The organism is Bacteroides clarus (genome assembly GCF_015555825.1).
Taxonomy (GTDB): Bacteria; Bacteroidota; Bacteroidia; order Bacteroidales; family Bacteroidaceae; genus Bacteroides; species Bacteroides clarus.
Genome location: NZ_JADNLF010000007.1, coordinates 119,290 through 141,656 on the forward strand (window position 1 = coordinate 119,290; position 22,367 = coordinate 141,656).

Annotated in this window: 18 protein-coding genes; 3 read left to right on the forward strand and 15 right to left on the reverse strand. The window is 49.2% G+C overall.

Going from position 1 to position 22,367, the window contains the following annotated elements:
- Positions 1–119 precede the first annotated feature (119 nt).
- Both I2F54_RS09585 and I2F54_RS09590 read left to right on the forward strand, forming a co-directional pair.
- A complete protein-coding gene (locus I2F54_RS09585; RefSeq protein WP_195207321.1) occupies positions 120–3,275 on the forward strand; it encodes a SusC/RagA family TonB-linked outer membrane protein in 3,156 nt (1,051 codons plus the stop codon).
- Positions 3,276–3,294: 19 nt separating this feature from the next.
- Positions 3,295–5,253: a RagB/SusD family nutrient uptake outer membrane protein gene (locus tag I2F54_RS09590; RefSeq protein ID WP_129618794.1), complete on the forward strand. Its 1,959-nt coding sequence runs from the start codon at positions 3,295–3,297 to the stop codon at positions 5,251–5,253.
- Positions 5,254–5,351: 98 nt separating this feature from the next.
- Here the strand turns inward: I2F54_RS09590 and I2F54_RS09595 are convergent, their stop codons facing one another.
- Together I2F54_RS09595 and uxuA are read right to left on the reverse strand one after the other, a co-directional pair.
- Positions 5,352–6,167 (reverse strand): SDR family oxidoreductase, encoded by an 816-nt coding sequence (locus I2F54_RS09595; protein ID WP_195501066.1) that lies wholly within the window; start codon positions 6,165–6,167, stop codon positions 5,352–5,354.
- Between the two features lie 43 nt (positions 6,168–6,210).
- The gene (gene uxuA / locus I2F54_RS09600; RefSeq protein WP_022218232.1) at positions 6,211–7,389 is read right to left on the reverse strand and encodes a mannonate dehydratase; all 1,179 of its coding nucleotides are present in this window, start codon (positions 7,387–7,389) and stop codon (positions 6,211–6,213) included.
- Positions 7,390–7,904: 515 nt separating this feature from the next.
- On the opposite strand from uxuA, the gene I2F54_RS09605 reads away from it, so the two are divergent.
- On the forward strand, positions 7,905–8,774 hold the full coding sequence (locus tag I2F54_RS09605) for an AraC family transcriptional regulator (RefSeq protein ID WP_022218231.1): 870 nt from the start codon (positions 7,905–7,907) through the stop codon (positions 8,772–8,774).
- Between the two features lie 150 nt (positions 8,775–8,924).
- Here I2F54_RS09605 and I2F54_RS09610 read toward each other — a convergent pair whose 3' ends face one another.
- From I2F54_RS09610 to trkA, 13 genes are all read right to left on the reverse strand, one after another.
- A complete protein-coding gene (locus I2F54_RS09610; protein ID WP_009123009.1) occupies positions 8,925–10,364 on the reverse strand; it encodes an NADH-quinone oxidoreductase subunit N in 1,440 nt (479 codons plus the stop codon).
- A 34-nt stretch (positions 10,365–10,398) separates the two neighbouring features.
- The gene (locus I2F54_RS09615; protein WP_009123010.1) at positions 10,399–11,886 is read right to left on the reverse strand and encodes a complex I subunit 4 family protein; all 1,488 of its coding nucleotides are present in this window, start codon (positions 11,884–11,886) and stop codon (positions 10,399–10,401) included.
- A gap of 69 nt (positions 11,887–11,955) precedes the next feature.
- Positions 11,956–13,872, reverse strand: coding sequence for an NADH-quinone oxidoreductase subunit L (nuoL, locus tag I2F54_RS09620; RefSeq protein ID WP_087412348.1), 1,917 nt, complete (start codon positions 13,870–13,872; stop codon positions 11,956–11,958).
- 76 nt (positions 13,873–13,948) lie between these two features.
- Complete coding sequence (gene nuoK, locus I2F54_RS09625) at positions 13,949–14,257, reverse strand: NADH-quinone oxidoreductase subunit NuoK (protein WP_009123012.1); 309 nt, start codon at positions 14,255–14,257, stop codon at positions 13,949–13,951.
- Positions 14,258–14,262: 5 nt separating this feature from the next.
- Positions 14,263–14,775, reverse strand: coding sequence for an NADH-quinone oxidoreductase subunit J family protein (locus tag I2F54_RS09630; RefSeq protein WP_009123013.1), 513 nt, complete (start codon positions 14,773–14,775; stop codon positions 14,263–14,265).
- A 29-nt stretch (positions 14,776–14,804) separates the two neighbouring features.
- The gene (locus I2F54_RS09635; protein ID WP_195501067.1) at positions 14,805–15,305 is read right to left on the reverse strand and encodes a 4Fe-4S binding protein; all 501 of its coding nucleotides are present in this window, start codon (positions 15,303–15,305) and stop codon (positions 14,805–14,807) included.
- On the reverse strand, positions 15,305–16,381 hold the full coding sequence (nuoH, locus tag I2F54_RS09640) for an NADH-quinone oxidoreductase subunit NuoH (RefSeq protein WP_009123015.1): 1,077 nt from the start codon (positions 16,379–16,381) through the stop codon (positions 15,305–15,307). Before nuoH ends, I2F54_RS09635 begins: the two co-directional genes overlap by 1 nt.
- A 64-nt stretch (positions 16,382–16,445) precedes the next feature.
- Positions 16,446–18,041: an NADH-quinone oxidoreductase subunit D gene (locus I2F54_RS09645; RefSeq protein WP_195207319.1), complete on the reverse strand. Its 1,596-nt coding sequence runs from the start codon at positions 18,039–18,041 to the stop codon at positions 16,446–16,448.
- A gap of 2 nt (positions 18,042–18,043) precedes the next feature.
- Complete coding sequence (locus I2F54_RS09650) at positions 18,044–18,631, reverse strand: NADH-quinone oxidoreductase subunit B (protein ID WP_022218227.1); 588 nt, start codon at positions 18,629–18,631, stop codon at positions 18,044–18,046.
- On the reverse strand, positions 18,622–18,972 hold the full coding sequence (locus tag I2F54_RS09655) for an NADH-quinone oxidoreductase subunit A (RefSeq protein WP_009123018.1): 351 nt from the start codon (positions 18,970–18,972) through the stop codon (positions 18,622–18,624). Before I2F54_RS09655 ends, I2F54_RS09650 begins: the two co-directional genes overlap by 10 nt.
- 75 nt (positions 18,973–19,047) lie before the next feature.
- Entirely contained in the window at positions 19,048–19,419 is a 372-nt protein-coding gene (locus I2F54_RS09660; RefSeq protein ID WP_022218226.1) for a hypothetical protein, read from the reverse strand.
- Positions 19,420–19,521: 102 nt separating this feature from the next.
- On the reverse strand, positions 19,522–20,973 hold the full coding sequence (locus I2F54_RS09665) for a TrkH family potassium uptake protein (protein WP_195501068.1): 1,452 nt from the start codon (positions 20,971–20,973) through the stop codon (positions 19,522–19,524).
- Between the two features lie 5 nt (positions 20,974–20,978).
- Positions 20,979–22,319: a Trk system potassium transporter TrkA gene (gene trkA, locus I2F54_RS09670; RefSeq protein ID WP_009123021.1), complete on the reverse strand. Its 1,341-nt coding sequence runs from the start codon at positions 22,317–22,319 to the stop codon at positions 20,979–20,981.
- Between the last annotated feature and the right edge of the window lie 48 nt (positions 22,320–22,367).

The following is a 22,367-nucleotide window of genomic DNA, read 5'->3' on the forward strand; positions in this document are numbered from 1 at the left end:
AATGAATTGTATCAAAACGGTTATGCTATAACTGCTTTGAGATTAATAATTTTGCCCGTATCAAACACTGTGTTAGAAAAACGCTAATGTTAAACTAATTGTTAAACCAAGATTATTCTATGAGAAGCAGGAAGAAAGAAGGAGTATATTCTATGAGTATACTTAAGCGTCAGGTGCTGTTTGTGCTCTTTGCTTTTGCAGCAACCTTATGCGCATTCGCGCAAAACAAAACAATCACAGGACTTGTAGTGGACGGAAACGGTGAATCTATCATCGGTGCCAGTGTTCTTGTCAAAGGGACAACGAACGGAATCATCACTGACATCGACGGTAAGTTCACGCTGAATGACGTGCCCGAAGCGGGAGTTATCCAGATCAGTTATATCGGTTACAAGACCCAGGAAATCTCCGCGAAGAACAAGACCAGTCTTAAAGTGGTACTTGTGGAAGACAATGAAATGCTGGATGAAGTAGTGGTAGTGGGTTATGGCGTTCAGAAGAAATCGGATGTTACCGGCGCCATGATTCGCGTAGGTTCCGAAGAACTGAATTCACGTCCGGTAGCCAATGCTTTTGAAGCCATGCAGGGTAAGGCAGCCGGTGTGGACATTGTCAGCAATGAGCGCCCGGGTGAAGTCGGAACAATTAACGTACGCGGTGTGCGTTCTTTGAGCGCCAGCAATACCCCGCTGTATGTAGTGGACGGTATCCCTTTGATGTCCAATAGCGGTATTGAAACCTTGAATCCGCAAGATATCGAATCTATCGATGTGTTGAAAGACGCCTCTGCCACAGCTATCTACGGTTCCCGTGGTGCCAATGGCGTTATTCTGGTTACTACCAAATCCGGTAAAGAAGGCAAAATGTCCTTGAACTACTCCGGTACGGTTACTATCGAAAATTTGCAGGACTATTCCGAAATGATGAACTCTGCCGAGTATATCGATTGGCGTCGTTGGGCTTATTACTACAAAGAACCGAACAAATATCCGAGAGGCGACCAGCCGACCAAGGATAGTGACTATTTGATTTTCAATGGAGCAAAAGACCCCTATGCTTGGAGAAATATTGAAAAAGGATGGGCAGGCGGTAGCTGGAATGGTGCTGCCGTACCTACTACCGATTGGGCTGATATGGTTACGCAAACCGGTATCACTCATGAGCACACACTGAGTGCCAGCGGTGGTTCTGAAAAGGTAAAAGGCTATGCTTCTATCGGTTATCTTAACAATGAAGGTACTGTAAGAGGGCAATCTTATACCCGTTATACAGCGAAAGTAAGCTTGGATATGGACCCGACCAAATGGTTCAAAATGGGTTTGAATATCAACGGTACGTTCAGCAACCAGCAATACGGCTCTTCTGCGCAAGCGGTAGGACAGATGGTGAAAGACAGACCGTCTAACTTGTATGCCGCTTCTACCAGTTTATACCCTTACGCTGTACCTTATGATGATGAAGGAAATCGCATCGACTATCCGGGTGGTGATGATAAAGTAAAGACTATCGTAGACGAATGGAATTATAGTGAAAACGAACGTCGTATGTTCCGTGCCATCGGTAGTTTGTATGCCCAGTTGGATTTGGGTGAAATTTACTCTCCTTTGAAAGGTCTTAGATATCGTTTTAATTTTGGTCCCGATTTCCGTTATTACCGTAACGGTAGCTTCCAGGATGCAAAATCCGTAAGCCGCGAGGGTACTAACCGCGCCAAGCTGTCTAATTCATCCGACTTCTCTTGGACATTGGACAATTTGATTTACTATGATAGAGAAATAGGTAAGCACTCTTTCGGGGTAACTCTGTTACAGAGCGCTACTAAATATCATTATGAAGAGTCTTCTATGGCTGCTATCAACATTCCTTTGGCAAGCGCAAAATGGAATGCGCTGAGCAAAAAGAATATTTCCGCATTGGATGACTGGAGCAGCGGTTTGACGGAAAAGCAATTGCTCTCTTACATGTTCCGTCTGAACTATGACTATAACAATAAATATCTGTTGACGGTTTCCGGCCGTTGGGATGGCGCTTCCCAGCTTGCTCAGGGAAATAAATGGGCTTTCTTCCCCAGTGCCGCATTAGGCTGGCGTCTTGACCAGGAAGGTTTCTTGCAGGACGTTAACTGGATTAATCAGTTGAAACTGCGTGTCGGTGTCGGTGTGACCGGTAACTCGGCTATCGACCCTTACCAGACTAAAGGTGCGGTAGTGCCTGTATATTATCCGTTCGGCGCTTCTCCTACTCCGGGCTTTGTGGCTTCCGAGTCCATTGCCAAGGACGGTAACGTAGCTATGGCAAACAAGGATTTGACATGGGAAAAGACTACACAGTACAATATCGGTATCGATTACTCGGTATTGAACGGAAGAATCTCGGGAGTTTTGGATTTCTATACTTCCCGTACAACAGACTTGTTGATGGAAATGACTATCCCTTCCTTGAACGGTTATACAAATACGTATGCCAATGTAGGTAAGACTTCCAATATCGGTATCGACCTTACATTGAACACCGTAAACGTTAAGACACGTTCTTTCGAATGGTCTACCAGCATCAATGCCGCTTGGCAGAAAGATAAGATTGACGAGCTGGCCAACGGTAAAGAAGACGATATCAATAACAGCTGGTTCATCGGTCAGGCGCTGGGCGTAATCTACGGTTATCAGTCGGCTGGCATCTGGAAAGAAGAAGATGCTGCCGAGATGGCTAAGTTCAATGCCAAAGGACATTCGTTCCAGGCAGGTATGGCACGTCCGGTAGACCAAAACGGAGACTACAAGATTGATCCGAACGACGACCGTGTGGTAATAGGACATACTCGTCCGCGCTGGACTTTCGGTATGACAAATACCTTCTCTTATAAGAACTTCGACCTCTCCGTTATGCTGTATGGACGTTTTGATTATATGGTAGATACCGGCGGTGAATGGCAAGGCGGCCGTTATACCCAACGTAAGATTAACTATTATAACGAAAACAACAAGAATGCCGAGTACCAGAAACCTATCCACGATGATGGAGGAGGTGATCCTTACTATCAGATTTTGGGTTATAAGAACGGTTCGTTCCTCAAAGTGCGTAATATTTCATTAGGTTATACTTTCCCGCAAACATTGGTTAAGAAGTGGAATCTGTCTAACTTGAAAGTGTATGTACAAGCTAAGAATCCGGGACGTATCTTCTCTAACATCGACTTCCTTGAACTGGATGCTTCCCAAAACCTGACATCCACTTGGAACCGTGGTTTCACAATAGGATTGAACGTAGGATTTTAAACTTTAAAAGCATATAACCATGAAACTATATAAAAGTATTACATTCGGCTTGATGGCCTTGGCTTTAGGAGGTTCAATGGCTTCCTGCAGCGATTTTCTGGATGAAGAACTGACTACTCAGCAGAATACCGACTATTTTGATACGGAAGAAGGTATTGACCAGCTGGCAATAGGCATGTATTATAATTTGCGTTTCCACTTTGGTAAGGAGTGGGCATATGCCACCACTAACTATGGTACGGACGAGTTTACCGTGGGCGGTGACGGTTCCAACAAGGTATGGAACAATTATGACGGTAGTTTCCAGTCACAAATTGTGGCAGCCAACTCCAATACTACAATGGCGGAAAGCCTTTGGGACAATATGTACATCGGTATCAATAATGCTAACCTGTTGCTGAGCAAGATTACTCCTGACAGCTATACGGGTGCAAATAAGAAGACCTATATGGGAGAGGCTTATTTCCTGCGCGGGTTCAACTATTTGAAGTTGGTTTCTCAATATGGCGGCGTACCTTTGAAGCTCGAACCGAGTGATGTGCCTCTTCGTGAGTTCACCCGCTCTTCTGCGGAAGCTACCGTAGGGCAGGCTATCAGCGATTTGAAGAATGCCTATGATATGCTTCCCGAAACGGCAAGCCTGACCGGAAAAATGACTAAAGACGCTGCCGCTCATTTCCTTGCTAAAGCGTATCTGTTCCGTGCCAGTGAGATTAACGACAGTTGGAACAGTGCTACTAAAGACGAAGACCTGACGGAGGCTTTGCGTTTGGCTAAAGAAGTGATTGCGCATCATCAGTTGGCTGAGAACTTCTCCGCACTGTGGAACTATACGGAGCCCGACGGCCCCAGCGAGCAATTGGATGAGATAATCCTTTCCGCTCAGTTCTCTTCTGATAAATCATCCGAAGGAGCCAACGGCAATCCTTGCCATCTCTATTTCCTGTCCGTTTACAACAATCTGCCTCAGATGAAGCGCGACTTGGCAGGTGGACGTGAATATCAACGTCTGAGAACTTCTTACTACATGTACAATGTGTATGATATGGTCAATGATTCACGTTTCTGGAAAAGCTTCAAGACTAAATATGCCGTGAACAATCCCAAGAAAGATTCCGGTTATCAGTTGGGAGATTTGGGAGTGATGTATGTTATCAATCGTCCGGGCGATACTCGTTTTGACGGAGTACAGCTCACTGAGAAGGTAACGGACAGCAAGACCGGCAAGAAGATTCCTACCGTATTCGTTGCTTACCCGAAAGACCGTAATGGTGCGGATGATGTGGCCTTGTATGACGATGTAACACGTTTTGCTTCTCTTAATAAGTATATCGACGGTTCTCGTGAAGCGCTCGGCGATATGCAGGGACATCGTGACGGTATCCTGGCACGTGTAGGCGAAACCTACCTGATTGCAGCCGAAGTCCTGATCCGTCAGAATCAATACGATGATGCATTGTATTATATCAACAAGATTCGTCAGCGTGCGGCTTATAAGAGCGGTGAAGACCGTTCCGCATATTGCGACGGCGGGGCATCGTACAATGAAAATGCACTGGGTTGGAAGAATGACGGCGTGAATTCATATTATACGGAGAACTCCTACTATGAATCCAACAACATAACCGAAACCACGGCAGCTACCAGCTTGGATATAACGGATATTCATAATCTTCCGGCTGAAGATGAGGCAATCATAGCCAAACTCGGCTACTCTTCAGATTACGACCGCATGATGTGTCTGTTGCTGAACGAACGTTCTCGTGAACTTTGCGGTGAATTCCACCGTTGGGTAGATTTGGCAAGAACCAAAACATTGGTGGCCCGCGTTAAAGCCTTCAATCCGGAAGCGGCTCCCAATATCGAAGAACGTCACTTGCTGCGTCCTATTCCGCAAACCTACCTGGATGCTATCCAGAAGAACGGTCACGCACTGACTCCGGAAGAAAAGAAAGCAGAGCAGAATCCGGGATATTAAGCAATATCCATTTTATAAGTTTATAATAAATAAGAAGGCTCTCTACCGCAAGGTAGAGAGCCTTCTTTATTCATTCCTTAGAGGAAACCTCTGCCGGATTATACTCCGCTGAATGCGCTGAAACCACCGTCGATAGGGAGCAATGCACCTGTAACGAAGCTGGCGGCATCGCTGCACAGGAATTGTACGGCGCCGTTCAACTCGTTGATGTCACCGAAGCGTTTCATCGGAGTCTTGGCCAATACTTTCTTGCTGCGGTCGGTCAGTGAGCCGTCGGGATTGATGAGTACGGCACGGTTCTGGTCGCCGATGAAGAAGCCCGGGGCGATGGCGTTGACACGGATACCGTCTCCGTATTTCAGAGCCAGTTCGCTTGCCAGCCATTGCGTGAAGTTGGCAACGGCCGTCTTGGCGGCCGAGTAACCCGGAACACGGGTGATGGCGTTGTATGCCGCCATGGAAGATACGTTGACAATGCATCCTTTACCCTGCTTTGCCATCACTTTGCTGAACACCAAAGACGGATAAACGGTTCCGTTCATGTTCAGGTTGGTAACTCTCTCCCAGCAGGAGATATCCATGTCGTAGAAGTGCTGGTCGGGAGCCAGAGTTGCGCCCGGCATATTTCCGCCGGCGATGTTGAGCAGAATGTCGATACGTCCCCACTTGGCAACGATGTCATCGGCAAGTTTCTCAAGGCTGGCGATGTCCAGTACGTTACCTACGATACCGATAACATCTTCACCATACGTTTTCAGTTCCTCTACGCGCTTGTCCAGTTGTTCCTGACGGATGTCCACCGCTACAACTTTAGCGCCTTGTTGCATAAAACATTTGGCGATGCTGCCACCCAATACACCACCTGCACCGGTGATGACCGCTACTTTACCTGCAATACTGAATTGTTCGTTCATAGTTTTTCTTTCTTTTATTATTTATCGTTCTTATACTTCATACTTAATTCTCAATCCCCATTTCATCCCGCACCACTGCCATCATGCCTTCCACCTGTGCCAGCGCCAGCATGCGGCCGTGGAATGAATAGCCGGGGTTGTATCCTTTGTTCTCATCGCCCAGCATCATCCGTCCGTGGTCTACACGCATGGGCAGGTTCGGATTCTCTTGCTCGAAGATACGGATAAGGTCGATGAGGTGCCCGCGTCCCGTCAGGTGGGAGCTTTCTATGAAATTTCCGCCCGGCATGGCTGCGGTGCTGCGCAGATGTACAAAGTGGGTGCGTGATGCAAACTTTCTGGCGAGTTCGCGGGTATCGTTATGCTCTCCCGCGCTGAGCGAGCCGGCACAGAAGGTCAGTCCGTTGTGAGGATTATCCACAGCGTTCAGGAACCATGCGATGTCCTCCTCGTTGGTAACGATACGCGGCAGACCCAATACTTGGAAAGGAGGGTCGTCGGGATGTACGCACATATTCACTCCGTATTCCTCGCACACCGGCATGACGGCGGCAAGGAAATACCGCATGTTTTCGCGGAGCGCGTCGCGGTCGATACCTTTGTACAAGGCCAGCAGGTTCTTGAAGATATTCACCGGGTTCTTGTCGCCTTCCTTGATGTTGCCGTTTACGAATCCCTGTGTCTTTACGATGATTGTGTCGATAAGGCTCTCTTTTTCGGCTTCGGTGATGGTTTTGTCCAGCTCGGCCACCTTAGCCAGTTCTTCTGCAGAGTAGTCTTTCTCGGCTCCCTCACGTTGAAGAATGCGCAGGTCGAAATAGGCAAAACGTACCCGGTCGAAATAGAGTGATGATGTACCGTCCGCCCAGGGATGCTGCAAATCCGTACGTATCCAGTCGATAACGGGCATAAAGTTGTAGCATACGGTCTTTACGCCGCATTTACCCAGGTTGGCGAGGCTGATTTTGTAATTCTCTATCAGTTGTTCGCGTTCCGGTCCGGCGTACTTAATGGCCTCGCATACGGGCAGGCTCTCTACAACCGACCAGCGCAAACCGTAGGACTCGATATATGCCTTCAAATCGTTGATAGCTTCCTCTGTCCATATTTCGCCGTTGGGCACATCGTGCAAAGCGGTGACTATACCTTCCACACCGATTTGACGAAGCATATCGAGCGTTATTTTGTCTTTTTTACCAAACCATCTCCAAGTCTTTTCCATACTTCCTTTGTATTAATGATTTAAAATGATTATTTGAGCAGATGTTGCAAGCCTGTATTCTCTGAATGACAGATAGTATGAACTAACTATGCACATCTTTATCCGGTGCAAATATAGGCACTAAAACACTCCGTATATGAACGGATATTTGCAGGATATTTGCGGATATTTGCATATATCGGAAGAAAGATGGGATAGTAGCCGGCGCGGAGAAGTAAACGACTTTAAATCAATAGCATATAAGTACCAATATAGTACCGGCATCTGGTACGGCCTATACCAACGGTTGGTACATCTCATACCACACTAAGGTACGGTTCGTACCATGCTTTGGTACAACCGCTACCAAGCGTTGGTATTCCGTGTACCGGCTATTGGTATTTTCGTTGTTCCCCCTTGTTATTTCCGTTATCCCCTCTTTGTAATTTCTTTCTTCCCGGTGTACTTATTATTATTATTCGTATCTTTGTTCTACGGACAAGCCGGCAGATGCCGGACTGATAGCAAGCAGCGTTATGAGACAGATAATAAACGAACAACTCCAGATATCGGAATCCAACCCGATAAAGGCGCGTTACTACGACTACGACCGTTTCACTTATCCCTGGCACTTCCACAGCCAGTACGAAATAATCTATGTGAGGAACAGTAGCGGCCGCTGCTTTGTGGGCGATTGCATAGAGCGGTTTTCGGACGGCGATGTGATATTGTTCGGTCCCAACCTGCCTCATTACATGCGGAGTGACGATGCTTATCATTGCGGTAATCCTTTGCTGCGGGTGCAAGGCACCATCATTCAGTTCGAGGAGAACTTCATGCAATACTCTTTCGACCATTATCCGCAGTTTCATCAGATACGGCTGCTGCTGAAAGAGGCCAAACGGGGAGTCGTTTTTCACACAGCCGACGACAGCCCGGCACGTGACATGGTATCCGCTTTTCCCGAACTGAAAGGCTTCGGGCAGATAACGGGATTGCTGGATTTATTACAGGGATTGTCCGTGTCCTCCCCAAAGAAGATGTTGGCAAGCCCTTTCTACTACGAGAAGTTCCCCACGGCAGGCAACAAACGGATTGATAAAATCATCTCCTTCATCAACAGCAATTACACCCGTTCCCTCAAGCTCGACGAGATTGCCGAAATGGCGAATATGAACAGCAGCGCCTTTTGCCGCTTCTTCAAAGAGGTCACGGAAAAGACTTTCCTGCAATATGTAACGGATATGCGTATCGGCTATGCGTGCAAGCTGCTGACCATCGGTGACATGGAGATTTCGCAGATAGCGGTGGAGTGCGGCTTCGACTCTATCTCGCATTTCAACCGTACCTTTAAGCAACTGACGGGGCTGACGCCGACGCAGTACAGAAACCAAATCATGAAGTAGAATTAAGGGCTGTCGAAGCGTTGATAAGCTCCTGGCTCCTCAACTCCCTTGACATATTAATCCCCCTTCACCCTCTATCTCCCGTGGAAAGGGGAGCGTGGAAGGTGAAGGGGGATATGTGATAAACGTTGTTTTATGGAAAACCAACCGCTACATGCCGAACGAGAACTTGTCGATGGACTGGTATACCACGCTCGCAATGCTCAGCGCCACGATGCCCAGCGTACAGATGACAAGGCTGGCGCGCGTGTAGTTGTCGCTGCGGAAAGCGGTAATCGGCTCGTCGCTCTTGTTGATGTACATTGCCTTTACAATCTTCAGATAATAGTAAAGTGACAGGATTGTGTTAATCAGCGCAATGAATACCAGCAGATGGAAACCGCTCTGGAAGGCTGCCGCAAAGATGAAGAACTTCGAGAAGAAGCCCGCAAACGGCGGGATACCCGCCAGTGAGAACAGCGCCAATGTCATGAGGAAAGCCAGCTTGGGATTGGTGGTGTACAATCCGTTGTAATCTTCCAGCGTAAACTTATTGGCACGTAATGCCACAATCGTGATAACGGTAAAGACCGCGAGGTTGGCAAACAGGTAAATCAATACGTAGTACACCAGTGACGTCATACCCAGTGACGTTCCGCTGATGACACCCAGCATGATGTAACCGGCCTGTGAGATACTGGAGAACGCCATCAGTCGTTTCAGGTTTTCCTGGCGCAGCGCGAAGAGGTTGGCAAGCGTGATGGAGGCGATGATAACCCAGTAAAGCACTTCCTGCCATTGCGCCACCATCGGGGCAAACACTTTATAAAGTATGGTCATCAGCACGAATGCCGCCGCGCCTTTGGAGATAACGCTCAGGTAAGCGGTTACCGTACTCGGGGCGCCTTCGTATACGTCGGCCGTCCACAAGTGGAAGGGCACCAATGAAATCTTGAATCCCATGCCGGAGAAAAAGAATACGAACGCCATAATCTGTAACGGGTTTCCATCCAGACGTGCCGGAATATCAGCGAAGTAGAGCGTACCTACCGAACCGTATATCAGCGAAAGGCCGTAAAGCAGCAGGCCGCTGGAAAAGAGCGCGGTAAGAATGTATTTGGCTCCTGCCTCGGCAGAGTGGTGGCGGTACTTGTCGAAAGCCACCAGTGCGGCCATCGGGATACTGGCGGTTTCCAGTCCGATGAAGAACATCAGGAAATGGCCGGCGGAAATCATAAAGTACATACCCAGCAGCGTGGAGAGTGTCAGCACATAAAACTCGCCTTGCTTGATTGCCGTATCGGGGCGGCGCATCCATTCGTGCGCCATGAGGAATACGATAAGCGTACCTACGCTGAGGATGGATTTGACGATGCTCTGTATCGGCTGGTTATGGTACATCCCGCCGAAAGCGTCGGCTGCCGGGCCGGGAATGATGGTTATAAGCGTATGGATAATGAGCAGAACAACGGGCAGCATGGTGTTCAACATCGGCTTGCCGTCGTTTTTGTGCGCATCCGGACTCATGAAGAGGTCGGCTATGAAGAGGATAACGATAACCGCTATCAGCGACAGCTCTTCCTTCATTAAGAGAAATTGGGAGTAATCCATGTTATTTAGTGATTAACTGTTTAGTGATTAATGATTAGTGAGTGGCTAATAGGTTGACTACCGGCAGCACGCTGTCTCCAATCATGTTGCTTATCCACAGCGGGGCAAGACCGAGGCCGGCTACGCAAGCGATAAGAATGATTACGGCGGTACGTTCGTCCCACGTGGCATCGGTCAATGTCAGGTGGTGCTTGTTGGTGCAGGTTCCGTAAAGGATTTTACCGACAAGGCGCAGAATGTAGACCGCGGTAATCACGATGCTTGTGCAGGCAATGACGGTCCATACGCGGTGGAATGTATCGGGATGCTGGAAAGCGCCGTTGAAGATTGTCATTTCGGCGATGAAGCCGCTGAGTCCCGGCAAACCGAGGTTGGCAAGACCGGCGATGACGTAGGATACGGCCAGGAAAGGCATAATCTTCATCAGTCCGCTAAGCTCGCGTACGTCACGTGTGTGCGTACGTCCGTAAATCATACCGATAAGGGCGAAGAACAGGGCGGTCATCAATCCGTGGGAAAGCATTTGCAGCACGGCGCCCGTACAGGCCGTCCGGTTCATCATCAGAATGGCGAAAAGCACCAGACCGCAGTGCGATACGGAAGAGTAGGCGTTGATATATTTCAGGTCGGTTTGCACGCAGGCGGAGAATGCGCCGTATACAACGGAGATACCTGTCAGTACGAGGAATATCCAGCCGAGTTCCTGCGCGGCTTCGGGCATCAGATACATGGCGATGCGGAAACATCCGTAACCGCCCAGTTTCATCAGTACGCCCGCATGCAGCATGGAAACGGCAGTCGGTGCGGATGCGTGACCGTCGGGGCTCCATGTGTGGAAAGGGAACAGAGCGCCCAGCACACCGAAACCGAGGAAGGTAAGCGGGAACCAGATGCGTTGTTGCTCGATAGGGATATTGTGCAGTTGGGCTATTTCCAGCAGGTTCATGGTGGTGGCGCCGCTGCCGAAGTAGATACCCAGGATACCGATCAGCAGGAAAGCGGAACCGCCCATAAGCATCAGTGTCAGTTTCATGGCGGCATATTCCTTGCGTCCCGAGCCCCATACGCCAATCAGCAGGTACATCGGGATAAGCGCTACCTCGTAGAACATGAACATGGTGAACAGGTCGGTGGAGATAAAGAAGCCGAACACACCCATTGACAGCAGGGTGAACCACAGGAAATATTCTTTGGTCAGCGGTTGCAGACGCCAGGAAGCGAATGTTCCCGTAAAGACAATGACGGCCGAGAGCAGCAGCATGGCTACCGAGATGCCGTCCACACCTACGGAATAGTGAATGTTGAGGGCGGGATACCAGGCTACGTCGGCACGGAACAGCATTTCATCCGTAGCGCCGCCATGACGGGCTTGCAGATAGACGATAGTCAGTCCGACGGCAGCGATGAGCAGTGCCGAAGCGCCGGTTGTCATCACCGCGCGTATCTGTGCTATGTTACGGCTGAGCCAAAGACCCAGCAGCATCAGCAAAGGGATGAGTACGAATATGGATAAGAAATTCATCTTTATAGTATTGTATTAATTGTTATTGTTCTATGGATTGATACATCGATATCAATGTCCGTTTCTCGTTTACAGCAACAGCAGCAATATCAGTATGAGCGTACCCAGCAGGAATACGAAGGTGTATTGCTGGATGCGTCCGCTTTGCAGGCCTCGTATCTCGTCGCTGGTGGCATTGGCGCCCCAGGCCAGAAAGTCGAAGAAGCCGTCTACCACATGACGGTCCCACCAGGCAATGGGACGGCTGATGCAGCCGAAGATGATGCGGTGGGTGATAAACTGGTAAACTTCATCGATATAGAAGCGGTGGTAGGCTGCCGTCCACAAACCGTTGAAGCGGCGGGCGAGCGCATTGGCGACGGGTTGCTTTCCGCTTTTATACATATAGGTTGCCAAAGCGATGGAAATAACGGCGATGGCTATGCTTGTACCTGCCACGCCCCAGTCCAGATGAATGGTATAGGCTTCGCCGTTCGAACTGACGAAGTGTCCGAAAGGAATGAATCCGGCAACCACTGTAACAACGGCGAGGAACATCAACGGGACGGTCATCGTCAACGGGCTTTCGTGGGGAGTGTGGTGCGCGTGCTCGGTGTCTTGCGCGTGTTCGTCGCTAACCGCCGACTTCCTGTCGCTCCAGAAAATGCCGTAGTAGAGGCGGAACATATAGAATGCGGTCATTGCGGCAATCACTGTCATTATCCAACCCATGGCAGGGCTGAATTGGAAGCAGGCCGTCAATATCTCGTCCTTGGAGAAGAATCCGGAGAACGGGGGAATGCCGGCGATGGCAAGGCAGGCTATCAGGAAAGTGATATGCGTAATCGGCATATATTTGCGCAGCCCGCCCATAGCGGACATCTCGTTGCTGTGCACCGCATGGATGATGCTGCCTGCACCGAGGAACAGCAATGCCTTGAACATGGCGTGCGTAAACAAATGGAACATACCTGCCATGTAGCCCAGCCCGCCTTCGTGCGGGTTCATGGAAGTACATACGCCGAGAGCCACCATCATAAAGCCTATCTGCGAGATGGTGGAGAAGGCGAGCACACGCTTGATGTCGCTTTGCACACAGGCTACGCTGGCGGCGTAGAACGCTGTGAATGCGCCTACATAGGCGACGAGGTGCAGCACATGGGGTGCATAGTCGATGAACAGCGGGAACATGCGTGCCACCAGATAGACGCCTGCGACGACCATGGTAGCGGCATGAATCAACGCGCTGACCGGAGTAGGGCCTTCCATGGCGTCGGGCAGCCAGATGTGCAGCGGGAACATGGCGCTCTTGCCGGCTCCACCGATGAACATCAGTCCCAGCGCCAGCGGAATCATTGTTGCGCCGCCTTTCAGCAGTGCCATTTCATTGGGCTGGAAAGTATAGGTTCCGGCATAGTAACCGTAAACCAGAATACCGATAAGGAAGCCAAGGTCGGCAAAACGGGTCACGATAAACGCTTTCTTGCTGGCGGCGATTGCCGCGGGTTTCGTATAGTAGAAGCCGATCAGCAGGTAGGAAGATACACCCACCAACTCCCAGAACAGATACATCTGGAAGATATTGGTCGCTACCACCAGCCCCAGCATGGACATGGTGAAAAGCGAGAGGAAAGCATAATAGCGTTGGAAACCGCGTTCCCCTTTCATATAGCCGAAAGAGTAGAGGTGTACCATGAATGATACGGTACTTATGACAATCAGCATCATCACCGATATGGGATCGAGCAAGATGCCCAGGTCAATGCTGAGCGACGGTGTGAACGGCAGCCATGTACAGTTGTAAGGCATCAGCGTGGCGTATGTGCCGTCTGCCAGCCGGGGAGAGGCGAAATATTGTATTGCGGTGAGGTAGGAGAGTACCGCCACTGCACCCAGTACCGCCGTGCCGATGATTCCGGCGGTGCGGTGCGACATCCATTTGCCGCCCAATCCCAACACAAGGAACGAGAGCAAGGGAAGAAGAAGGATTAGAATCGTATATTCCATAATTTCTAAATTGAGAATTAAGAGTTGAGAATTAAAAAATGAAACTCCATTTCTCTTTTAATTTTAAATTTAGTGATTACCATTTGAGTTCGTCCAGCTTGTTCACCTGGATAGAACGTATGTTGCGATAGATGTTAATCATGATAGCGATGGCCACAGCTGTCTCGGCCGCCGAGATGGCGATGGAGAACAGGGCGAAGAAATAGCCTTCCAGCCCACCGGGAAACAGAAAACGGTTGAATACCGCGAAGTTGATGTCCGTAGCGTTCAGTATCAACTCGATTGAAATCAATATCGCCAAGGTATTGCGGCGGGTGAAGAACCCGTAGATACCGGCGAAAAACATGATAGCCGAGACTATCAGGTAATATTCCATGTGTATCATAATTCTTATCTTTTACGTGCTATTAATAATCCGCCTACGATACATGCCAGCAGCAGAATACTGACGGCTTCGAAAGGCAACAGGTAACCGTACTTGTCACCGCTCAGCATGTGGTGGCCGATAGTCTTGATGTTGACTTCAAGAGGCGCTACGTCGGTGGTGGCGATGAATTTATGTTTCAGGGTTATGAACAGTACAATGACAGCTCCGGCTACGGTAGTGCCCAGTCCGGCGAGGAACTTGCTGCGTTTCAGCTTTCCCGCCATGTCGCCTTCACCGCTGGTGAGCAGGATGGAGAAGACGTAAAGCACGACGATACCGCCCGCGTATACCATAATCTGTACCGAACCGAGGAATGTGTATCCCAGCAGGAAGTAGATGCCGGCTGTACCGAACAGCACAAACAGCAGGTATGTGGCCGAACGTACCATACGTTTGGTGGTTACCGTCAGTATGGAGAATACGGTAATAAAAGCCGCAAGGAAGTAAAATACTATTGTTTCAAGATTAAATTCCATGTTATTGATTACTAATTATGAATTACTAATTACTTCGCTACTTCGGGTTGGGGAGCGGCGGGTTTCTTCTCTTCTACGTGACTGCCCGGATGATTCAGCGTCAGTACCAGTTTGCTGCGGTCGAATACGGCATGCTCAAAGTTCTGGTCGAATGTGATGGCATCGTGCGGACAGGCATTGACGCAAAGCTGGCAGAATATACAGGAGCCGAGGTCGTATTCGTATTTCGCCAGTATCTTCTTTTTCTTGCCGTCTTCCGTTTCTACGGTTTCGCTCGTCACCTTGATGGTGTCGTTGGGACAAGCCATCTGGCACAGGCCGCACGCGATGCAATGGTGCTCGTTCCGCTCATTGTGGGGCATTGTCAGCGTACCCCGGAAACGTTCGGAGAGTTTCAGCGTCTTCCGGTTTTCCGGATATTGTTCGGTAGTCTTCTTACGGCAGAAAACGGTCATAGTGGTTTTCATACCCGTGAGCAGGGAAGTGATACCATTGATGAGGCTGCCTATGTAGGAGTTATTATCTTTCATCAGAAATGTAATTTAAATACTACGATTAATACCATTAGAATCAGGTTCACCATGCTGATAGGAACCAGATATTTCCATTCGAGGTTCAGAATCTGGTCGATGCGCAGGCGCGGGAATGTCCATTTAATCCACATCAGCAGGAATACTACGAAGAATGCCTTGCCGAAGAACCACACAAAGCCCGGAATGTAATCCATGACCGCATTGAAACCGTCCAGGCCGACGATGTGCAACGGCATCCAGCCACCCAGGAAAATAGTGGCGGCTATACCGGCTACGATGAACAGGTTCAGGTACTCTGCCAGATAGAAGAAGCCGAAACCCATACCGGAGTATTCCGTATGATAACCGGCGGTCAGCTCGCTTTCGGCTTCGGGCAAGTCGAACGGGCCGCGGTTGGTTTCCGCATTACCCGCAATAAGATAGATGACGAACGCTATAACTGCCGGGATGTGTCCTTTGAATATAAACCAGCCGTCGGCTTGTCCGGCTACGATTTCGGAGAACTGCATCGTGCCCATCAGGACTACCATTGTCAGGATACTCAGCCCGCAGGAAAGTTCGTAACTGATGATTTGCGCGCCGCTTCGCATGGCTCCGATAAGCGAGAACTTGTTGTTGGAACTCCAGCCGGCAAGCAGGATACCTACCACGCCGATACTTGAAGCGGCAAGCAGGAAGAACACGCCCACGTTGAAGTCAAGCACTTCCAGCCCTTTGCTGATGGGCAGACAGGCGAAAGTGAGGAACGAGGCTATAATGACCATGAACGGCGCCAGGTTGTAGAGGAATCTGTCGGAGAACTTCAGGTCAATGATTTCTTTAGTCAACATCTTGATAACGTCGCAGGGCACTTGGAGCAATCCCCACTTTCCCACACGCATCGGTCCGAGGCGGCATTGGAAAAAGGCGCATATCTTGCGCTCCATATAAATCAGGATAATGGCAAGCACTGCATACATCAGGATGATGCATACGCCTATCACTACACATTCGAGAAACACCGCCAGACCTTCCGGCATGAAGGAGGTCAGCATCTGGTGAATCCAATTGGTTACTATACTAAAGTCAAACATCTGTTTATTTACGATTTTACGATTTACTATTTGATAGTTTGGTGTATGTTTGCTATCTACTCCTTTATCTATCGATATCCGGTACTACATAGTCCAGTGTTCCACCGATGGCAATAAGGTCGGCAATCTTTGCGCCGCGGCAAATCGTATCTACGGTAGATACCAGCGGAAGACCCGTACTGCGGAAGTGCAAACGGTAGGGAGTTTTGTCGCCATGGCTCTCGAGGAATACGCCGAACTCACCGCGGCTGCCTTCTACGGCGGCATAGTAAGTGCCTTCCGGCACACGGATAATCGGTTTCATCTTCTCCTGGTATGCGCCTTCGGGGATATTGTCTATCAGCTGTTCGATGATTTTCAAGCTTTCCATGATTTCATCCATACGGATGAGGTAGCGTGCCCAGGAGTCTCCTTCGGTGCGGACAATCTCTTTGAAGTCCACCTTATCATATACACTGTAAGGCATACGTTTACGTACGTCGCACGCCCAACCGCTGGCGCGCCCCGTGCCGCCGGTGGCGCCGAAAGCTATGGCGTCTTCGCGGGACAGTACGCCTACGCCTTTCAGACGTTGCTGCGCAATGATATTTCCCGTAAACACGTCGTGGTATTCGTGCAGGATGCCGCGCAGGTAAGGGATGAATTCTTTCACTTTCTTCTGGAAGTCGGGAGCGATATCGGCTTGCACGCCGCCAATCGTGTTGTAGTTCATGATGAGGCGCCCGCCGCAAGTGCCTTCAAAGATGTCCAAAATCTTTTCACGGTCACGGAAGCCGTAGAAGAAAGCGGTCAGCGCACCGAGGTCCATTGCCAGACAGGAGTAGAAAAGCAGGTGAGAATCGATACGCTGCAACTCGTCCATGATGGTGCGGATGTATTGCACGCGCTCGCTTACCTCTATGCCCATGGCCTTTTCGATACACATACACAGGGCGTGGCGGTTCTGGTGAGCGCCCAGATAGTCCAGACGGTCGGTCAGAGCCAGTGTCTGCGGGTATGTAAGGCTTTCGCACATTTTCTCGATACCACGGTGGATATATCCGCAGTTAGCATCTATCTTTTCGATGATTTCGCCTTCCAACGATACGCGGAAACGCATTACGCCGTGGGTGGCAGGGTGCTGGGGACCGATGTTTACCACATATTCGTCGTCGCCGAAGAGTTGTGACTCTTTGTTCTTTACGGTTCCGTCCGGGTTAAGTTCCAGCTCGGTGGTGGTATCGATGGTTTCTTCGTTATCCATGCGCAGAGGGTTCTGTGCCTCCGGGTCATCGTCTTTACGCATCGGATAGCCTACCCAGTCATTGCGCAGATAGAGGCGTCTCATATCGGGGTGTCCGATGAACACTACGCCATAGAAGTCGAACACTTCACGTTCCAGGAAGTCTGCGGCTTTCCAGATGTCGCAAACGGAAGGGAGTTCGGGATGTTCCCGGTCGAGAGTGGCGGTGCGAACCGCAACCCGTTTGCCGGTAACGGTGGACTCCAACTGATACACTACGCCCAGTCCGCGCGGAGTATCGGGAGTATCTTTTGCAGTATCCGGTTCGCCCCAGTCCATACCGGTGAGGCATTCCAGAAAGTCCATCTGCTCTTCTTGCCGCAGGCGCAGCATCTCGTCATGCAAAGCCGCGGGCTCTATATATCTTATTGCATTCATATTTATTCTTCCGGTTTTTCTTCTTTTTGATTTACACCACCAAAGTACTTCTCTATTTTTACCTTACGTTGCAATTGCATCATTCCGTAGTAGAATGCTTCGGGGCGGGGAGGACATCCCGGGATATATACGTCTACCGGCAGAATCTTATCCACTCCGTTGACAACGTGATAAGATTTCTTGAACGGGCCGCCGCTGACAGCGCAACCGCCTACGGCTATCACGTACTTAGGGTCGGCCATCTGGTCGTACAAACGTTTCAGTACCGGCGCCATTTTGTTCGTGATTGTTCCGCACACCATAATCATATCTGCCTGGCGCGGACTGGCACGGGCTACTTCAAACCCGAAGCGCGCCATGTCATAGCGGGCTGCGCCGAGGGCCATGAATTCGATACCGCAACAGCTTGTTGCAAACGTAAGCGGCCACAGCGAATTGCTGCGTCCCCAGTTGACGAAATCGTCCAGTACGCCGAGAGCCACATTAGCGCCTCCCGCATTGAGTTCCCGAACCAATTTCTCCAACGTTTCGTTGTCTGTAAACTCCTCATAAGGGATGGATTTTATGTTGGGTTTCTTCGTTACTTCCATTCCAAAGCTCCTTTCCTCCAGGCATAAGCAAGACCCAGAATTAATATAATAAGGAAAAACAAAATACTGAAAAGCCCGGCTACTCCAAGCTCGCGTGCAATGACTGCCCACGGAAACAGGAATACGGTCTCTACTTCAAACATCAGAAACAGAATGGCGAACAGATAGTAACCTACCCGGAACTGCATCCATGATTTACCGCGGGTGGGAATACCACACTCGTACGGCTCCATTTTCTGTGCATTGTACGAACGGGGGGCTATCGCATTGGACAGCGCGATAACAATACCCACGAAAGCAATTGCCGTCAGCAAGACGACTACTAACAAAGTAAAGTTCATAAATCTGATAAGATTTTAGATATATAATATATAGATATGCTGAATAAAGGCAATAAAGTGGTAGAGGCCACCCTTTTATCTGATAATCTTTCTAAGCCCGAATACGTAGTAATGCGGGTCGGGAACGGGAGGGTAATGTAAGTCCGGCATAGGGTCGTAACTTTGTGCGCGCAGCAATTGTTGCATACGGATAATATCGACACGCAGCAGAGAACCTTTATTACTTGGCACTTGCATATGTTCCACATATTCCAGACAGGAAGATGTAGACGATAAATGGTTGTAATAGTTCTGGATAGCTTGTTGGGCGGTAGGCGCCTGAGTTAAGACGCAACTTTCTGCTTTACAGTTGACCGGAGTGCACAAAAAATCCGCAGCCCCTATTGCACCGTTGTGTAATAAAACTGCGAGTATGGCTATTATACAATATTTTATGCACTGTTTCATATCTCCATATCTCTTTTCAGGGCGCAAAGATATAATAAGTATCTCTCATTTTGCTATCTCTGCATAACAAAAAATGACTATTTTTACACTTTTTATCCTAAATCAATTCCGTTTCCAGAATTCCGGGGTGAACAAAAGTAAGACGGTGAATAATTCCAAACGTCCCAATAGCATGAGGAATGACAGTAGCCATTTGGCTGCATCAGGCAGGGCGTTCCATGAATAGGCCGGACCTGTATCACCTAATCCGGGGCCCATATTACCGATGCTGGATATGACGCAACCGATGGATTCTTCGGCTCCTATCCCCATTCCCATCATGATTAATATGCCGATGATAATGATGATGATGTATAAAAAGAAGAATGCCAGCACCGTGGAAACGATGGAAGGAGATATTACCTGTTTGTTTACGCGTACCGGCAGTACGGCATTGGGATGCAGAATATGTTTGAACTCATTACGTGATACTTTGGCAAGGATTACCATCCGGATGCATTTCAGTCCTCCGGTGGTACTGCCTGCGCAAGCTCCCATGATCATGACGACGGTTAGCAATCCCCAAAGCATAGGCGTCCACAGCATGTAATCATCTGTGGCAAAGCCAGTAGAGGTCTGCAGAGATATAACCTGGAACAATGATTTACGAAAAGCCTCTTCCACGCCCATCGAACTGGTATAGTAGAGGACAACGGCTATGACGGTGGTAAAACCGACTACCGACCAGAAGTACCATTTTAACTCGGCGTTGTCGATGACCTTTTTGAATTTCCGGTTGACGAAGAATAGTAACAGTGTAAAGTTGATACCGGAAATGAACATGAAAATAGAGATGACATACTCTATATAGGGGGAGTTGTAATAGGCCACACTTGCCTGTTTGGTAGAGAATCCTCCCGTTCCTGTGGTGGCAAAGGCGTGACACACACTGTCGAACCAATCCATACCGCCCAGCATTAACAGGGCTACGAGAATCAGGGTAAGGCCGGTATAGATACTCCATATCCATTTGGCGGTGATGCCGATGCGTGGATGCACTTTATCGTGCGTGGGACCGCTGGCTTCGGCGGCAAATACCTGCAGGCCGCTGACCCCGAAAATTGGCAATACCGCAATCGTAAACATGATAATTCCCAAACCGCCGATCCATTGCGTCATGCCGCGCCAGAACAGTAATCCGTGAGGAAGCGATTCTATATTATCCAGTACGGTGGCTCCCGTACTTGTAAAACCGGACATGGTTTCGAAGAAAGCGTTCGTGATGTCGGGAACGTATCCGCTGATATAGAAAGGCAGCATGCCGAAAAGGGAAAAAGCCACCCAGGCAAGGCTGACCAGTACGTAACCGTCACGGCGGGTCAGCTGTTTTTCACCGCCTTTTCCGGCAATAGCCATGAGCAGGCCGGCTCCGGCAGTGATGCCTGCCGATTTCCAGAAGTCGAGCAGGGCTTCGTCATTATAGTAATACGATATTGCCGAACATGCCAGCAGCATGACTGTTTCCAGTAATAGCAGGATACCGATAATCCGTATAATTGTCTTAAAGTTAATCACGTTCGCTAATTAAAGTATTTTTCGATTTTCTTAATCATCATGTTCAGGCAGAATACTACCACGTGGTCTCCGGGTAATATTTGCGTGCTACCCATAACCACAACGCCTTCGCCGTTACGTATCAGTCCGCCGATGGTCGTTCCTTTAGGCAGACCGAGGTCTTTTACCTGATGTTTGGTTATCTTCGAGCCGGGTTTGACGGTGAATTCAGCTACATCGGCGTTGGCAAAGGTCAGGCATTTTACGTTACTGACATCGGCGTCCAGCATCATCTGGTAAATGTGGCTGGCGGCAATCATCTTTTTGTTGATAACCGTACCGATATCGAGGCTTTCCGCCATGCCTATGTAATCTATGTTTTCTACTTCCGCCACTGTCTTGCTTACTCCCATGCGCTTTGCCGCCAGACAGGCGAGGATATTTGTTTCCGAGTTTCCGGTTAGCGCCACAAAGGCTTCGGTGTTCTTTAATCCTTCTTCTACAAGCAAGTCCATGTCCCGTCCGTCTCCGTTGATAATCATAGTTTTATCATCCAGTAATTCGGTCAGGCGGTTGCAGCGGTTCAAGTCGTTGTCCACGATCTTCACTTGCATATAGTCGGGAACATATTGTGCGGTACGTACTGCAATGCGGCTTCCACCCATAATCATGACATTGCGCACATCGGCATAATCTTCTTTGCCGGCTATCTTACGGATGTACGGAACGAATTTGCGGGTAGTTGTAAAATAAACAATATCATGCAGTTTGATGACATCGTCACCTCGGGGAATCAGTGTCTCGTTGCCGCGCTTGATGGCTACCACGTGATAAGGCAGTTCAGGTCCGCCCAGTTGATGCAGAGGAATATCCAGAATCTCTGCTTTCTCACGCATCTTGGCGCCTATCAGAATCAGCGCGCCGCCGCAGAATTCCCACCATTGGCGTACCCAGCTCATACGGATAGAAGATACAATCTCTTTTGCCGCAAGCATTTCCGGGTAGATAAGCGAGTCCACCCCCAGCTTCTGGAAGAATTCCTTGTTCTTGGGCAACAGGTATTCGTAGTTGTCAATGCGGCCTACGGTCTTTACCGCACCCAGATTGGTAGCAAGCATGCAGGCAGTGATGTTACGGCTTTCATCGGGAGTAACGGCGATAAAGAGGTCGGCTTCTCCCACCCCTACTTCTTTCAATCCTTTAATGGAAGTGGGAGAGGCAGTGACAGTCATCAAGTCGAAGTTGGAGCTGAGTGTACTCATCCTTTCTTCGTTGTCGTCCATTAATATAATGTCTTGCTTCTCGCGAGACAATAGCTTGGCTAAATGTGTGCCTACTGCGCCGGCACCAGCAATGATTATCTTCACAATGCTTTTAGAAATGAAGAATTAAGAAGGATGAATGAAGAATTCCCT

Excerpts from the sequence above, each read along its gene's own strand:
- nuoK (WP_009123012.1), bottom strand. The coding sequence starts at position 14,257 with ATGATACACATGGAATATTACCTGATAGTCTCGGCTATCATGTTTTTC.
- I2F54_RS09615 (WP_009123010.1), bottom strand. The coding sequence starts at position 11,886 with ATGAATTTCTTATCCATATTCGTACTCATCCCTTTGCTGATGCTGCTG.
- I2F54_RS09645 (WP_195207319.1), bottom strand. The coding sequence starts at position 18,041 with ATGAATGCAATAAGATATATAGAGCCCGCGGCTTTGCATGACGAGATG.
- I2F54_RS09605 (WP_022218231.1), top strand. The coding sequence starts at position 7,905 with ATGAGACAGATAATAAACGAACAACTCCAGATATCGGAATCCAACCCG.
- I2F54_RS09590 (WP_129618794.1), top strand. The coding sequence starts at position 3,295 with ATGAAACTATATAAAAGTATTACATTCGGCTTGATGGCCTTGGCTTTA.
- I2F54_RS09595 (WP_195501066.1), bottom strand. The coding sequence starts at position 6,167 with ATGAACGAACAATTCAGTATTGCAGGTAAAGTAGCGGTCATCACCGGT.
- nuoL (WP_087412348.1), bottom strand. The coding sequence starts at position 13,872 with ATGGAATATACGATTCTAATCCTTCTTCTTCCCTTGCTCTCGTTCCTT.
- I2F54_RS09650 (WP_022218227.1), bottom strand. The coding sequence starts at position 18,631 with ATGGAAGTAACGAAGAAACCCAACATAAAATCCATCCCTTATGAGGAG.
- uxuA (WP_022218232.1), bottom strand. The coding sequence starts at position 7,389 with ATGGAAAAGACTTGGAGATGGTTTGGTAAAAAAGACAAAATAACGCTC.
- I2F54_RS09630 (WP_009123013.1), bottom strand. The coding sequence starts at position 14,775 with ATGGAATTTAATCTTGAAACAATAGTATTTTACTTCCTTGCGGCTTTT.
- I2F54_RS09610 (WP_009123009.1), bottom strand. The coding sequence starts at position 10,364 with ATGGATTACTCCCAATTTCTCTTAATGAAGGAAGAGCTGTCGCTGATA.
- I2F54_RS09655 (WP_009123018.1), bottom strand. The coding sequence starts at position 18,972 with ATGAACTTTACTTTGTTAGTAGTCGTCTTGCTGACGGCAATTGCTTTC.
- I2F54_RS09585 (WP_195207321.1), top strand. The coding sequence starts at position 120 with ATGAGAAGCAGGAAGAAAGAAGGAGTATATTCTATGAGTATACTTAAG.
- I2F54_RS09635 (WP_195501067.1), bottom strand. The coding sequence starts at position 15,305 with ATGAAAGATAATAACTCCTACATAGGCAGCCTCATCAATGGTATCACT.
- nuoH (WP_009123015.1), bottom strand. The coding sequence starts at position 16,381 with ATGTTTGACTTTAGTATAGTAACCAATTGGATTCACCAGATGCTGACC.
- I2F54_RS09660 (WP_022218226.1), bottom strand. The coding sequence starts at position 19,419 with ATGAAACAGTGCATAAAATATTGTATAATAGCCATACTCGCAGTTTTA.